Source organism: Deinococcus humi (assembly GCF_014201875.1).
GTDB lineage: Bacteria > Deinococcota > Deinococci > Deinococcales > Deinococcaceae > Deinococcus > Deinococcus humi.
On sequence record NZ_JACHFL010000011.1, the window covers coordinates 12,010 to 27,274 of the forward strand.

Genomic DNA, 15,265 nt, shown 5'->3' on the forward strand with positions numbered 1-15,265 from the left:
GATACTCCCCGCGACCGTCCTCACATCTACCTTGAAAGGGTAGGCGAAGCCCTCCCTTATTCACGTAGAGGTGGTGGCGGGCCTCAGCCGATTGAGCGAGACCGAGCACAGCATGCTGCCCGATTGGGAGTTGCCCTGGCAGCCGCTGTGGCAGCTTCCGTGAATCAGCGCGATCAAGCTCTGCAACTAGGGGTTCAAGGCGTTTATCTAGATTTTGAATTCGCTTCCAAGAACGCCGCCAAAGAGCTGCTAGACCGCTTGGATTCTACCCAAGTCGGCATGAACTTGGCGGCCGTCCACCAGGACGATAAGACGGGCGTAGTTCGCGCTACCGTAGCTGTCCCAGACGCCTCAGTTCCCAAATTGACGAAAAAGATCACCGACTATCGGAACAGGAACAACCGATATGGGAATCCAATGAACGCTGCGCTTGTCACTAATATTGAGGGCATCCGCCACGCTGCCCTGCGTTCAATTTTTGTGGGTGACCCCCGAAGATTGCCCGAACCCCACACCCCGATCTGGTGGGAGACCTGGATTCGGGCGGGTACGCGTGAAGAGTTCTTGAATCTCGCCCGCCAGAGCCAGCTGGAAGTCTCCGACACCAGCCTGACTTTCCCGGATCGGGAGATTCTGCTCGTCCGAAGCAGCCTAGATGTTCTGAGTCGCATCTTTCTCAATTCTCTCATCATGGCCGAAGTCCGACTGGCGCTGGATACACCCAGCGTATTCATCGAGATGCGCAACGATGAGCAGGTCGAGTGGAGTGACGAAGCAGCGGCCCGCTTACTTCCTCCAGAAGCTGATGTCCAGAGCTCGGTGCTGATCCTGGATAGTGGCGTAAATCGGAGTCACGCGCTGATTGCCCCTTATCTCGCTGCCACTGACTGGCAGGCATTGCAATCGACCTGGGGCCCTAACGACATGAGGAGATTTGATGGGCACGGGACCGCTATGGCCGGTCTCGCCCTGCACGGTGATCTGGAAGCATTTCTGAAATCAACCACACCGAAGCAGTACACGCATGTGCTTGAGTCGGTCAAAATTCTCCCGCCAGCTGGGCGTAATGATCCCAAGCTCTATGGCCGCATTACTCAGAATGCCGTTCGTTTGATGGAGAGTATCAATCCAGGACGCTGGCGCGTGACTTGCCTGGCCGTGACAGCAAAAGATGATGCCAAAGGTGGTCGGCCAACTGCTTGGTCTTCTGCGGTAGATCAGCTCGCGAGTGGCGTCGCAGTCGAGGAGGAGGCCAAACGCTTGATTGTGGTGAGTGCAGGCAATTCACAGCCCTCGACTGCCGATGTTCTGGGTAACTATCTCGATTTCGCCGATACATCTGAGGTTCATAGCCCTGCCCAAGCCTGGAATGCCTTGACGGTCGGTGCATTCACCGAGCGAACGAATATGATTGATCCTACGTTCGCAAGCTGGGCACTTGTTGCACCGTTCGGCGATCTCTCGCCAACAAGTAGTACTTCGTTGCTCTGGCACGATCAGTGGCCGCTGAAACCTGAGGTGGTCTTTGAGGGCGGCAATATGATTGCCGATGCATCTACCCCCGAGCCTCACACTCACACAGATGTCCGGTTGCTCACGACGGACTATGACCTCGGGGCCGCCCAGTTCCGGCATTTCGGAGACACGAGCGCCGCTGCTGCCTTGGCCTCGCAGATGGCCGCACGTTTAGCGGCAGCCCAACCCACGTATTGGCCAGAAACAGTTCGGGGCATGCTCGTTCATTCAGCAGACTGGACTGATGCCATGAAAGGCCATCGGACGTCGACATCCTTTCAGGGAAACCGCTTGCTGTTGCGGCGGTACGGCTATGGAGTGCCGAATATTGAACGGGCGCTGAAAAGCGCAAGCAATGACTTAACTTTGGTGATACAAGATTCTCTCCGCCCATTCAAAAATGAAGGCGGAAGGGTCAAAACCAACCAAATGAATATCCATCGTTTCCCCTGGGCGAGCCTCGATTTAACTGCCCTGGAAGGAATTGACCTGGAATTGCGAGTTACGCTGTCCTACTTTATCGAGCCAAATCCAAGTGAGAGAGGCTTTATCCAGCGCTTCCGGTACGCCTCCCACGGTTTGAGGTTCGCCGTAAAGGGACCATTGGAAGACGAAGAGAGCTTCAAAGCCAGGATTCAGCATGAAAGCCGGCCAGATGAAGGTGCTGGCATTCGCGATGCTGGAAACGAACTGTGGGAATTTGGACCTAAGCTCAGAACCTCCGGCTCACTTCATTCGGATCGCTGGCGAGGAGATATCGCAACACTTCAAGGCTGTGAATCCATCTTGATCTATCCCGTCAGCGGCTGGTGGCGGGAGAAACGTGGAGGCGTGCCAGACTATTGGGACCGGGATGCCCGCTATTCATTGATCGTGACACTGCGCGCTCCAGAAGCGGAGATTGATATTTATACTCCGATCACAACGGCGCTCACCGTCCCTGTGAGTACGGAAATTTAAGAACTCGCGGTCTTTCAGATCTCCCGAGACCTGCTTCAATGCGTTGTCAGCTGGTAGAGCGTCGCGTCATCGGTCACAGGACATTCGGAGCGGGTAGCGTGAGTCATGCGAGCAGTCTAGGAACGGTGTGGTGTAGATCTCGATGAATACGGGAGACCTAGCGTGCTGCACTGGCGCAACCGGGTCTATCGGGTGACGCGCGAGCACGATGCGTTCCGGGCCGGGGGCCGCTGGTGGCTCGGTGAGCCGTCCCGCGATTGCTGGGTTCTGGAGTGCGGCACGCTTGTGGTGGAGGTTCACCGCTTTGACGAGACGGATCCGCCGCAGGAGATCAGCGGCTTGTGGGTGGCCAGGGTGCAGGACTAAACGAAAAAAGCCCCCACCCGCAGCCGCAATGGCCGGGGTGGGGGCTTGGGTTTGGCTGATCTGTCTGCCGAGAGGGCGTGCAAGCGACATGTCAGTCGGACGTGTTCAGGATGACGACAGATCGCCTGTGCTGTCCGTTAGGGCTGCCGTACTTCTCGGCCTGTGATGGCGCGAAATCCGCGTCGGTGACCGGCGGCAGGGCGGCCGTTTCTGGGCCGAAGGCCTTCTGGAAGGCCGCTTCAATGAAGGCCTCCACAGCTGGAGCGGAGGATGTACTCGCGGTCTGTGGTCATTTGCCGAGGCCTTCCAGGGCCTGTTTCAACTTCTCGACCTCGGCTTCCGCCTTATCAGCCTGTTCGCGCTCAATCTTGACCTACACCCAGACCGTGCAATTGCTGGACTCTCTCAGTCCGTGTGGCGGAAGTACCACTACCAGGAGCGATCCGGACAATCAACTGATCTTGTCCAGCCAGCGCGACCAGGACTTCATTGGCTGCAGCTCCCTCTGCGACTGCGCCCCTCCGTGGACAGCGTGGACTCTGCCAATGGGTCAGCCAAGGGACAGTGGTGAGCTGGGCCAGGATGGAAATGAGCGGATCCGCGAACGACGAGGAGGTTTAGACGTGTACCTGTGGGCCGACAGAGGTAGTTCTTCCATACCAACAGGGCATCAAGTCCGTGTCAGGCGTCCTCTATTCCAACAGACACTCTCTCAGGAACTGGCGTGATTTCGCAGTGTTGGGCGCTCTGAGGACCGCCCGCCTCATATCACGTACCATCCACCCCTCCACTTTGGCTTGATGCAAGAGTGCCTCACGCACTGGTCCCACCTGCAGGTCAAGAAGGGCCAGCACTACACCCTCACGAACTCCCTCGCGGAGGGCCTGAAGTTCCCCATCCGTCAACTCCAGATAGTGGACCCAGCTGTTCACGAGTATCGCTACTGGAGGAAGCCGCAGTTCGTCGATGGCGCGCTGTACCCGCGCTTCGGAACTGTCCGGCGCCCAATGCTGGTCTCCTTCAGTATGAAGCCGCATCAGCACCGTTTGTAGCGATGTCCGCCTGACGCCAGCGCCCTTAGCCAGGGCATACACCTGCTGAAGCCGCTTATCAACGAGGTCTGCCAGCTGGCCAGGTTCTTCCCACCAGGAAGCTGAATCATTTTGGTGTTGTTTTGTGCTCATAAATTTTCCTCAAAGCCATTTCGATGGCCGGTCTATAGATCCCATACACTGCGTGTCTCTTACTATTTAAATAGCTCAGCATCACAGACAGCTTAGACTCATTAAAATATTTACAGAAGATTTTAAGAACTATAAAGACGATGTTTAAAATTTAACTTCATTACTTTACACAAGATGACTTCATCGTCTAAGTTTGCCCACAGATGGAATTATTCTAATTTGGTGCGCTGCTTGATCCGCCGTCTGCTTCGAGGGGAAAGATGTTTGAGGTCAGACAGTTGCCCTGATTGGGCGGCCCGAATCAACTTGAGCTGATAAAGCTGACCCGGCGAGATCTGCACGCCTAGAGGCTTGGCATAGCTGGACCACAGCACATAGATCCAACTCTGGCGTAACGCGCTGCCGCCGCCATTCCAACGGGCGACGAAGAGCGGCCCCTCAGTAATTTGGGCTGTCTCCAGATATTGAAGCAGAAGGGTAGAGAGATCAGTATTCAGCGAAACCTTGCGTTTCCTCGTCCCGACCCTCAGCGTAACCTGACCCATTTCCCTGGAAAGATCTGACACCTTCAGTCCCTGAATTTCGCCCAACCGGAGACCGCCCTCGCCGAGTAGCCGGAAGAGCAGATGGTCTCGAATTCGGTCATCGGGGATGGACTGAATGACGGCCTGATAGCCCGTTTCGATGGCTGGAGACAAGGGCTTTAGCCTGGGCGCTTGCGTCGACGACAGGTGGGTGACGAACGCAGTTCCCCGGTAGCCCTGTTTCGCAGCCCATTCATAGAACTTCCTGACGACTGTTCTCTTTCTGGCCCGCGTGGACGCCTTCCAGGTCTCCGCCTGCCAGTTCGAGAGATATTGCTCAGCTGCCTCCGGGGTCTCCTGGTGTCCCTGCTCATCCATCCAGGTGCCGAAGGCCATCAGATCTGCACGGTAGGCCCGCTGGGTTTCTGCGGCTTTGGCATCCATCTGTGTATCGAGATAGCGCAGGACAAGGTCAGCGTAGTCGATCTGTTTGGTTGGTGATGGGTCGTCATCCACGCCTCACCTTATGGCACGGTTGACAGAAGAATGGTTGCCTGATACTTATGATAAAGTCCGCCAAGCTGAATGGAGGTGCTAATGAATCTTCCAATCGATTCAAATTCAGAAATGTCCCAATCGGGCGTCGGCAAAGTCGTGGGCCAATTGCAGCAGCATTTTTTTGCTTTCCTCGCTGAGTCTGGGCTGCTCCTGCAGTGCACTGATTGGTGCCTTGCCGCCAAGAGATGGATGCACAGTGAGTAACCAGCGGCGAACGAGACGTTTCGGATGCTGAGCGAACAAAATCCCTCCCAGTTCATCCAAGAATGTCAACTGGTCGAACAGCCGTTCATCGGCCAGACCACTGGACTCGAGGTGAGTCAACCGTTCTGGCGAAATCCCAAGCTGGCGGACGAGCAGCGGGCGACCGTAACGCTCGGCCAGCAGGGTCACGTGTCGCGCGGTGTCTATATCTCCGACGATAGGAGCCAGGCGCGGGCTGAACTTCGGCAAAGTGACTGGAGCCAGCATCGCGATCGGCTGGTCATGACTGGTCAGAATGATGCTTTCACCCCCCTGAACGGTCCTCAAGACAGTGAGCCACTCACGCCTGGCGATGTACAGATCAATCCGCTCGACGCTTCATTCTCCTCCTTCTTGGTGCTTAATAGGTACCATAGCGGATGATGATGATGCCTGCAACTGAAATTGTGTTTTCCAGTCGCCCACGCCTGCACATGCTGGCCGACGGTGGAATGCTGGTCTATCGGGGCAGCGGCGAACTGCACAGCGACATGACTCTGATCTACCGGCGTCTGACGCGTTTCATCAAGCCAGCCAGTGCCAAGCAGTATGTCCGGCACGCCCTGCATTTCGAGGATTACCTAATGTCTATCGGCCTGTGCTGGAACTCACCGCCACAGCCTTTGCGGCAGGCTGGCCGTCAGTATCTGGCAGCCCATGGAGCACGACTGACGGAGCGCTCTGACCACTGGAGGGCGGAGCCAGATCCAGACCAGGTTGGCCCACCCAATCTGCGCCTGGTCATTGAAAGTCTGCGGGCTGTGTACACAGCGGCGCGCCATCTTGGCCTGTACGAATATGAGGATGAGCCGTTCCGCCTGACCATTACGTCAGCGGAGTCCGGCGATGGTCTTCCAGCACCACTGCCGCCCAGTTGGAGTGGGTTGACCTTGCCTCGCCCTAAGCTCAGTAACCCTGACCGGTATTTCGTGTTCAAGGGCGGGTACTGGACCCCAAAATTCCTGATGGACGCCGCTGACCTGTACGAGCAGGTCAGGGCTGCATTTGCGGAGGCACCGCTCCGGGACCAAGTCATTGTCCGCTGCCTGTTCGAAGGCGGGCCGAGAATCAGTGAGATCTGTTCGCTGACGTTCCGCGGCTGGGATTACTCAGTGGGCGAAAAACGTCCTGCCTTTGGACCGAGCTTCAAGTTGCCGAGTAAGGGCAAGCATGGCAGCGCAATCAAGCCGGTCCACGTCGGATCTGAAACAGGAAGTCTGTTGCGCAGGTACTTTATGACGGAGCGACGCCTCCAGGATCCGTTGACGGAGGCATACGAGGCTTGGGCACGGGCGTTGGGCATTGAGGACTACACGCCAGAGCACTACCGTCTTTTTCTTAGTGCCAGTGGCCGCCCATCTGCTAGGGTTCCGGTCTTCCTGACAAGAGGTGGACGCGATTATACCGCCAATGCACACCGGAAAGGGGCCTGGCGTCCGCGCATGGCGACGGCAGGTCTTCAGGTCCGGCCACACCAGGCTAGGCATTGGTTTGTCTCAATGTACCTGCAGGCGGTTGAACTGCTGTTTGAGCGAGATGCTCCGCAGTACCGCAAGAACCGTGAGGCGCTGGGGCTGTATATGGGCTGGGCATACCCGGAGGACATGCTAGCCGTCTACGACCGAACGCTTGATGAACACCGGACATATGAACGGGTGATGGATATCACGACTCAACTGCAAGAACTCCTAACACAGAACATCTTTCCGTTGCTCCAACCACCTACTGTGCCGCCACCGAAAAGTGGAGAGATGACCCGGCGCCTGTTGGCTCTTCAAAAGGAGGGATCTTCTTGACTTTAAGAAGTCCGAACGACATTTGGCAAAATCTTATAGATAGAAACCCTAATAAGCTAAGTCCAGGGTTTAAAATTTACCCAGGAGAATTTGTAAAATTCCTTAAATCTCCGGAGTTTAGCATTTCGAGCATAAAAACGGCAACCAGAATTATATCTTCTAGCAGGGCACCAAATGAATTGGCTTTTCTATTCGTATGTTCACATTATTCATTGACGGCTACTTCTGACTATCCTTTATATTTACGTTGGGGCGACCTTGAATCGGCAGCCTATATCCTAGAAGAAGCAATAAGAGCAGCGAAGGGGAAACAAAATCTCAACACTTTCTATCATGTTAAACTTAGCGTCATTCGGGCCAGAGATCCTAAGAGTAATCTTGACGGTTTAATGTATAATATCGAACGATTCCATCGTATTTTAGACTTTAGCAAAAAAATTTTTGAAGATCTTCCAAATCACGAAAAGATTTTCCTATCTGAATTCAAGATAGGCTATGAATCTAGCTGGGTAGCAGATTCAAGACGATTACCATCATTAGCTCATGTTCGCAAAGACATCAGAGCTGATAAGACGCTGAAAAATTTAGAAAAAATTCTAACTGGAGCCCCTCCAATTCCCATTCCTGGTCCAGCTCTCACAAGATTCCTTTGTGAAATGAGGCGAATGGATCAGGTTCCTTGGTATCCGCACTTAACTGCTTACACTTTCTGGGCCTTGAAGCAAGGACATAAAGAAAGTTATATTGAAAACAATCTAGAACGAGTGCATGATTTTCTTTCTTATGAGTATTATTTTTTTGATAATGGGACTTATGGCATATATCCACCATATCCGTTTACTAAAGATCACCTAGATTCTATATATACAATAGCGGAATCTCTCAGGAAATATAGAGGCTTCAAAGATATTTTTCCCAATTTTGAAGAATTCTTTCCTAAAATTTCATTCGAAGAAATCGATTCTCAAGTACCAAGCGAGCTAATGCTCGAGCAACTTCCGCCTGTCAAGGAAGGATGGAAGATGCTCAGATCTCTAATACCAGAGCAAGATGATTCGAAAGAAGGAAAATTCATCACTAAAATTTTAGAATTAGTAAGAAAACCATCAAACCAAACTATTTATAGCCTTCATCTTGAATATGTCGCACTAAGCTTATTGATAAATCGTCATCATAGACCTAATTCTATCTATTCAATTATTTTGAGTATGATTGAAATCTTCAAGCTTATTGAGTTAAGGAGCGATACAAATAAGCCACAAGTCCTTAATCCCGCACAAATCATCTCGCTTCTAGAAGATAGCACTTTCAACTCTTCGAAGCTGAGAATATTAGCAAGAGCTTACCAATCAGCGGTGCAGTCGCAATCTCAGCTTCAGAATCGGTACCCGAAGGAAGTGAAAGAACTAGAGCACTATTTTATACCACTTCTTTCGCGTAGGCCCGTCTTCCAGACAGGTAGTGGTACGCATTCTGCCGAGATGAGGGCGAGACTCCGTGAGCAACGGGGACGGATCGCAGACAATTGGATTACGCTGCACCAACTGGCCGACCTCCGGTACGCTGCCATACGGGCACTGACTCTTGCTTACCGAGAAGCAATTCTTGAACTGAACCCGAAAGTTGTCAATCAAGAGATACCACTTGACGTCTACATTCCTGGGTTGTAAGAAACATGGCATTGCATCATTTGGACCAAACGGCTCTATCATATGCATACCACTGGAATTTGCAGCAGTTTCACATATGATGATGAGCAGTTCTTCTGTGAATACCGTGGGGCAACATCACTCACTGGTGCAGCGCAAGGCATGTGGTGCGAGGATATTCTTAAGAGCCGACTAATACCAGAAGGTGCAATGCTCTTCGAGCAGCAATGGGGCTATCCACTTCGAAGTTTTGCAGGATTGCAGCATGGTGTTCTAGGAAATGGTGCAACGCTGGGTACATACTTCCGTGAAAGAAACGCCGAGCTGGCGGCAAGGAAAAAGCCAGCAGGCTGTGTCTTCGCCATCAATCCTGTGTATAGCGCCGTGTTGTTTGCGACTCTGTCAATCCGTATGAGCCGTTACGGGGGTGCCCGAGCGCACGAACAATTGCAACTCCGCCTCGATAGCGACTGCCTGGAAGTAAAGTTTCATCGCGGTTATGAGGTTGTTGTCATGAATTGCCTACCGAAAGGTCATAAAGGGACGTCAGGCAGACCCTCAGTTATTGTGCCGAAAATCATCACGGCAGAAGCGCTAAGGATTATTGAGGCAATTGGGCAACATCGGCAATACACAGGTGACATCGCCTCAAAAATCATGGCCCATGATGGTGTTATGCTTGGTCTTCCTGAAGGCAGATACATCTTTCAGATACGACAGAAGGCGCTATCCTCTCAAACACTCAATAAATGTCTGGCCTTCATTTATCATGGAACGCCCGTTTTGAGTAGTAGGGGAGAAGAGAGAGCAATTCTACCAAAAACCCATGATTTCCGTCATGGACTTGCTAATTTTGCCGCTATGAATGGGGTTCACGATAAGGATATCCAGATTCTTTTAAACCACAAAAACGTAGATATAACGAGGTACTACGCACGGCCAACCCGCACGCAAGAATTTAACACGATCGCCTCCATTGCTACTCAGGGACACTTGTGGATGCAGGACGATGCCAGAGCCCAGTCGAGCTCCGAATCTCAAGGGCCATCGTACGTCCTGGGCGGGCGCTGTACCTATCCTGGGGAGTGCCACCTTGCCCGGGGATGTGCAGGGTGTGCGCTCAAGCAACCAGACCACACCCGGCGATCCGAGACAGAGTTATACATTGAAACTCTGAAGCCTCAGCACGCCCAGGCAGTCAAGTCGGGCTGGAAGGAAGCTGGGCGGCTGGAAAGACATCTGGCTGACGCGGTAGCTGAAATAGAGCAGATGGACTTTCAACAATGGCTTGAGCAGACAGAAGCAGAGCTTGACCAACAGGAAGCCAGGATCATGACAGCCCTGCGGGCAGGCGTCTGATGGGCACAGAGGCATTGGAAGAGTCCTGGAAACGACGTCGGGAGCGTTCAATCAATCTGGTGACAGATGCGTTGGCAAGCTTAGTGAAGCAAGGCAAGAAACCAAGTGTTCAGGCTATTCACCTGGAAACACGCCTTTTGGATCCTGGCGGAATCGGAATACATCCAACAACTTTTCGACGAAATCCAGAAGTTGCAGAGATAGTGAGCGCTGCATTGGGAAAACCATCCAAAGTAGAGCAGCATCTGGATTTCAGTTGCGTACTGATCTCAGATCTGCGGCCGCGCCGTCATACAAGGCAGGCCTTCCACCGCCTGCTATCGAAGTCAAAGCGTGATCTCGCAATGCGGGTCTTTGTTCTGGAGGAGCATGTCCGGGAACTCCGTGCCCAGCTTGCAACGCGGGATCTGGAAGAGATAGAACGGCTCGAGCGTCAGCTGAGAGACTCGGGGAAGATCGGCTGAATCCCTCAGTCTGGCACAGGCTGATCTGTTATGCCCAACAGAAAACGGACATCGACACCCAGCGCCTCAGCAAAAGCCCTGACTTCGTAGTCATAGACGGAACGTTGGTTGTTCTCGATTTTGATCAGCATGTGTTTGGTGATTGAATAACCGCTCACGGCCTTAATCCGCTGACTGGTTGCTTCCAGAGTGAGGGGTGGATCATGCAACCGGCGGGCCAGTCGGAGACGTTCGGCAATGATATTTGACTGCTGTGTCAGGCGCCGGAGTGCACTTGCCTGTCTCATTGGGTTGAATTTAGCATTAATGCGCTAGGGCGAGAAAAAAACTGTATGCTGAAGGTGCTTAATAGGAACCTTTATGCCAGATGTGCCTCGTCTTTCCGTAACAACCGGCCCGAGTATCAGGGACGCTTTGATCGACGATACGGACCATTTGTGGCTCTCGTTTGACGACGGGTTATGGTGTTGGGCAGATATAGCAGGTTTCGTTGAGCAGCACCTTAATCGGCTGGCCGTACCAGTGCGGCTGGATCCCAGTGACAGGTGGCTGGAATGGGTTCTTCAGCGCCCCGAAGGCCGAAAGTCAGTCCCCGGCATTGTGGTGAAGGTAGTGAGTCAGCAACCCTTAGGGTGGTATCGCCCGCTCTTGCTCCGTGGGAACGTAGAGGATGAGGGAGAGATCAGTACGCGTCAACTCGCACGTGCCCTGAATCTCGATTCGCTCGAACTCCGGCATGCGGCGCTGGCACATAGGGTTGAAGTGACATCGTTCGTAAGTCGTCTCAACGATCTATCGATGCTGATTGACCGCCGCACTCCGGCAGGGGCAGCGGCAATGCTGGGGGCACCTTGGGCGCTCCGGGGACGGCGGCCGAACATGCCGACACCATGGGACGCCGTTCGGCAGGGGCAGATCGGTCTGGTTGAGCAGTTGATCGCACCCTCCTGAACGGGCCACCCCTTACTTACGCACGATGCACAAGCAAATATCATGCCTCAGTGTGCGCTAGCACGCTGTTTTATGCGGGCGAGAAGCATGTTGCTTAAAAGGATATGTTTCGCGAACCGATGCCATAATTGTTCTTTTTTACGTGCAGGTCAACAGTTTGCTCTTTCCTTTGCTTATGCAGCTTGCATAAGCAAAGCTCAAAATCCTCGTCTAAGTCAGACATTAGTCAACCGCCACAAAGGGTGACGCGTGGATGGGCAGCAGAAGACAGATTTGTACCTGACCGCCCTCGCCCTCAGAACCAAAAATAAGGTGATTCGCGTCATCTCTTCCGGCAATACGCCGGAAGAGATGACGCGAATCACCAGCGCAAACGAATCGCATCACATCCTGGACCTCTCCCCCGATCTGACAGAAAGGGCAGTCGACGACCTCTATGCTCCTTTGACCGAAAAGCGGGATACTTTTGGGCCGTTCATATGTGGTTCTAGAGTTCCGTCCGCCGTCGGCCCTTCCAAAGTTGTGGGATACTTTTGGGCCGAAATCTAGAAACGTCGTGCCAGACAGTATTTCTCATTGGGATACTTTTGGGCCGTTGATGGGACACCTTTGGGCCGTTGTTTTGGGACACCTTTGGGCCATCTGAGGATTCTGCACGACCTGGAGCATGTTTGTCGCTCCTCCCCCTCCGTCAGATCAATCTGGGATACTTTTGGGCCGTTGAACCCAGAATTTGGGACACCTTTGGGCCGTTGAATCCAGAATTTGGGACACCTTTGGGCCGTTTCCGGCGTAAAATACCGTCTGAGACAGCAAACGCCCAGTTCTCTGTTGTTGTTTTCTTTTATTCTTAAACAGGAAAAACAACTACATGTACCGAAAAAAGCCCCCCCAACTCCTTCCACTCCTCACTGAGCGCAATCTGGACCGTCTGGGATTCTTCAGCATCCAGACGCGGCTCTCTGCCGAGCCCACCTGGCACAGTCATTTTCAGGTGGGTGGCCGCACCGTAGAAGTCCATGGTGAGGGAACCCGGGGACGCCCACACGGGGCCGACACCGACATCATGCTCGGCCTCGAGCAACTCTTTGTTGCGCAAGGCAGTCCAGAGGACAACTGGATCCACACGACGCCCAACGCTCTACGCGAAGCGGCCATGATGACTAAAAATGGCCGCGCTTTCCGGCGAATCCGTGAAGGACTTCTCCGCATCTGGGCCGCCGGGTTCATCGTTCGCGAGGGGTGGGTTGATCCGACGGGCCGCCCAGTCCGCTTCAACGCGGCGTTCAGGCTCTTTGAGGAACTTCGGTACTGGGACATGGAAACCAGTGACCTGCCAGAACTCCTGCCCGACGCCCGGCTGAGTGTGCGGCTCTCGAATCAGCTCGCGTCCAGTATCCGTGCTGGCTTTACCCACGCCTTGAGGCGTGAAGTGCTGACCCATCTGGAACAGCCCCATTCCCGCGCCCTCTATCGTCTGGCCGAGGCCCACCGCTATGCAGATGACGGCACCATGCTGCGCACCCTGAGTGTGCCCTTGATGGACTGGCGAGAGGCGTGCGGCATCCGCGAGGAGCGGGCCAGCAAGGTGATGCGCGCCCTGGACACAGCCCATGAGGAACTCGCGGCTGCGGGTTACCTCACAGATATTCAGGTGGTGGGTCGGGGCCAGAATCAGCGCCTGGACTACGTCTTCAGACAGGAGAATGAACCTGATCCTGCGCTGGTCCGTCTGCTACGCGAGTACCGTATTGGCGGTCCACGGGCGGTTCAGCTCGCCACGGAATTTCCGCAGCGCGTCGAGGCGGCCGTCAGGTATTACGACCATGTCAAAGCTCAGGGCAAAATCATTCGAAATCCACCTGGCTTCATCGCTGACATCATTGCCGACTCCGAGAAGTACGAGTTGCCCAGCACTCTTCCTGATTCACACAATCCCGAGAAATCGCGGGAGGCCCAAAAAGTCCGCATTCTTCAAAGCGAGAACGAGGCCCATGAACAGTACGAGACCCGTCTGGCTGAGCAGCTGGCGCTCGCCCCTAAAGACCAGTGGAAGGAGGTGGGGGCCACCTTGCTGCTCCTCCTCAAAAAGCCCCTTTCTACTGATGAACTGAAGCTGCTGCAGGAGCGGTGCCGTTCTGGGGAAATGCAGGCCGCGCGTCTCGCCCACGAAGCGACGCGGGCGGCCGCAACGTTTGAAATGCAAGACTTCGTGGTCAAGCTCAAAGCCCAGCTCAAGACTTAGGGCATGTGCTCATGGCACTCTGCAGGGAAAGATCAGAAGGGTGGAGGCGGGAAGCGAACGACGAAGCTCTGACCGGTCCCTTCCTCGCCATACCTCTGAATCTTGTGCAGCACCAGGGACAGATCGCCAGACTCCAACTCATAGGGGCCTTCGCTGGCGTGCGACAGAATGAAGCACCAAGCCGGACTCTGCGGGAGAACGGCCTCCAGGAAATGCCGTAAGGCTACCCAGGCCCTGTTCTCTTCGTTCAGAGGACCATGCCTATTGAGGAGTTCAAGAGCGCTGAGATGACACAGGGGTATCGGCTGACCGCACGCGGTCACGTCCTGAAGCCAGGGAAGAAAGAAAGGGGGGATGTCTGGCGCCTGCCGAAAGGTGAAGGCGGGATCGATCCCAAATGCTTCACTGGGAATCACGAATGTTTCTGAACCCCAGTGGCGAATGTCTGGTGGGAACCGAAAGCGTTCTGCTGCCTCGGCAGGGAGGATCAGGTCAAGGTCGCCATGCACGCTCTGAGTGTCGCGCATGACCCATGAGCACACACCCTAGGCATTCCGGATTCACCGATTTCAGTGATCCGGTTGTGGCAAGTTGTCTTGGTAGGGTGGCGCGGGTTGAGTGGTCAGAAGCTTTCCGGCTCCCGGTTTCCCCTTGCAGTCATCGGCTATGCCGCAAACGCTCTATCACCGCTTCACCCTCAGCTCCCGGGACATCGAAGACCTGCTGTTGGAACGGGGTGTGGCCGTGACCCGAAAGTCCGTACGCACGTGGTGCATGAAGTTCAGTGACCGCTTCGCTCAAGGGCTCCGGCACCGGGAGGGGACGCCGGGGTTCGGGGTGGCACCTTGACGAAATGTGGGTGGACGTCGGCGGGGTAGGGCACTGGCTCTGGCGGGCCGTGGATGAACACGGCGCGGTGCTGGACGTCTTCTTGCAGAAACACCGTGACACCGAGGCCGCCAGATCATTCTTCCGACGACGACTCGGGGAGGGGCGACGTGCCGGACGTCATCCACACCGACTTAACTTTGGGGAACAGTTACATTCAGCTGCACCATGTGTTTTCTGCACTACGCAGATAAGAGGGCGGTCTCCAACCCCACTCCTCCGCCTCCGCGCCAGCTTGAGCAAGGCAAAAAGAGAGGACCCTACGATTCCCCTTGAGTCATCGAGCCGACACGCTCATGCCCCCACCGAGTGAAGGCAACACCCTCAGGAGAGACAGATCGCCATGGCCGCGTCCAAGGACAACTTCGCCCTGTGCGACGCTGTGAACACTGTCTCGCCAGGACCTTCGGGATCCGTCGGGAGACGGTCCCCAGTCCCCTAGACCCGCGTCCACCCGATGACGTGTTGAAGGTGATTCTTATCGATTACACCACAACTTCGCATTGCTCGTTACCGAGCCGCAGCCCCTTTGATTCCTTCCGTGTTCCCAATCGTGTAATGGA

At 54.4% G+C, this 15,265-nt stretch carries 13 protein-coding genes and 1 pseudogene; 9 read left to right on the top strand and 5 right to left on the bottom strand.

Annotated features, from left to right (window positions below):
* Window positions 1–123 precede the first annotated feature (123 nt).
* The gene (locus HNQ08_RS17560) at window positions 124–2,475 is read left to right on the top strand and encodes a S8 family peptidase (protein WP_184135018.1); all 2,352 of its coding nucleotides are present in this window, start codon (window positions 124–126) and stop codon (window positions 2,473–2,475) included.
* 162 nt (window positions 2,476–2,637) lie between these two features.
* Window positions 2,638–2,841: a hypothetical protein gene (locus HNQ08_RS17565; RefSeq protein WP_229790217.1), complete on the top strand. Its 204-nt coding sequence runs from the start codon at window positions 2,638–2,640 to the stop codon at window positions 2,839–2,841.
* 91 nt (window positions 2,842–2,932) lie between these two features.
* Here HNQ08_RS17565 and HNQ08_RS17570 read toward each other — a convergent pair whose 3' ends face one another.
* The 4 genes from HNQ08_RS17570 to HNQ08_RS17585 all read right to left on the bottom strand — a co-directional run bounded on the left by HNQ08_RS17570 (window position 2,933) and on the right by HNQ08_RS17585 (window position 5,500).
* Window positions 2,933–3,097 (bottom strand): hypothetical protein, encoded by a 165-nt coding sequence (locus HNQ08_RS17570; protein WP_184135021.1) that lies wholly within the window; start codon window positions 3,095–3,097, stop codon window positions 2,933–2,935.
* Window positions 3,098–3,533: 436 nt separating this feature from the next.
* Complete coding sequence (locus HNQ08_RS17575; RefSeq protein ID WP_184135023.1) at window positions 3,534–4,025, bottom strand: hypothetical protein; 492 nt, start codon at window positions 4,023–4,025, stop codon at window positions 3,534–3,536.
* Between the two features lie 209 nt (window positions 4,026–4,234).
* Window positions 4,235–5,065, bottom strand: coding sequence for a tyrosine-type recombinase/integrase (locus tag HNQ08_RS17580; protein WP_184135026.1), 831 nt, complete (start codon window positions 5,063–5,065; stop codon window positions 4,235–4,237).
* 105 nt (window positions 5,066–5,170) lie between these two features.
* Window positions 5,171–5,500 carry a hypothetical protein gene (locus HNQ08_RS17585; RefSeq protein ID WP_184135029.1) on the bottom strand — a complete coding sequence of 110 codons (330 nt, stop codon included), beginning with the start codon at window positions 5,498–5,500 and terminating at the stop codon, window positions 5,171–5,173.
* Between the two features lie 230 nt (window positions 5,501–5,730).
* Here HNQ08_RS17585 and HNQ08_RS17590 point away from each other — a divergent pair, with 230 nt between their 5' ends.
* From HNQ08_RS17590 to HNQ08_RS17605, 4 genes are read left to right on the top strand one after another with little or no spacing between them, the layout of a single operon-like run.
* A complete protein-coding gene (locus tag HNQ08_RS17590) occupies window positions 5,731–7,146 on the top strand; it encodes a site-specific integrase (RefSeq protein ID WP_184135031.1) in 1,416 nt (471 codons plus the stop codon).
* Window positions 7,143–8,816 (top strand): hypothetical protein, encoded by a 1,674-nt coding sequence (locus HNQ08_RS17595; RefSeq protein ID WP_184135033.1) that lies wholly within the window; start codon window positions 7,143–7,145, stop codon window positions 8,814–8,816. Before HNQ08_RS17590 ends, HNQ08_RS17595 begins: the two co-directional genes overlap by 4 nt.
* A gap of 42 nt (window positions 8,817–8,858) precedes the next feature.
* A complete protein-coding gene (locus HNQ08_RS17600) occupies window positions 8,859–10,154 on the top strand; it encodes a site-specific integrase (protein ID WP_184135036.1) in 1,296 nt (431 codons plus the stop codon).
* 59 nt (window positions 10,155–10,213) lie between these two features.
* Entirely contained in the window at window positions 10,214–10,618 is a 405-nt protein-coding gene (locus tag HNQ08_RS17605; protein WP_184135039.1) for a hypothetical protein, read from the top strand.
* 5 nt (window positions 10,619–10,623) lie between these two features.
* On the opposite strand, the gene HNQ08_RS27520 is transcribed toward HNQ08_RS17605, so the two are convergent.
* A complete protein-coding gene (locus HNQ08_RS27520) occupies window positions 10,624–10,905 on the bottom strand; it encodes a helix-turn-helix domain-containing protein (protein WP_229790218.1) in 282 nt (93 codons plus the stop codon).
* 913 nt (window positions 10,906–11,818) lie between these two features.
* Here HNQ08_RS27520 and HNQ08_RS17615 point away from each other — a divergent pair.
* From HNQ08_RS17615 to HNQ08_RS17625, 3 genes and pseudogenes are all read left to right on the top strand, one after another.
* A complete protein-coding gene (locus HNQ08_RS17615; RefSeq protein WP_189366272.1) occupies window positions 11,819–12,118 on the top strand; it encodes a hypothetical protein in 300 nt (99 codons plus the stop codon).
* 322 nt (window positions 12,119–12,440) lie between these two features.
* On the top strand, window positions 12,441–13,814 hold the full coding sequence (locus HNQ08_RS17620; protein WP_184135044.1) for a replication initiator protein A: 1,374 nt from the start codon (window positions 12,441–12,443) through the stop codon (window positions 13,812–13,814).
* A 614-nt stretch (window positions 13,815–14,428) separates the two neighbouring features.
* Window positions 14,429–14,836 (top strand): annotated as a pseudogene (locus HNQ08_RS17625) (IS6 family transposase); the annotation flags it as partial.
* Window positions 14,837–15,265: the final 429 nt, after the last annotated feature.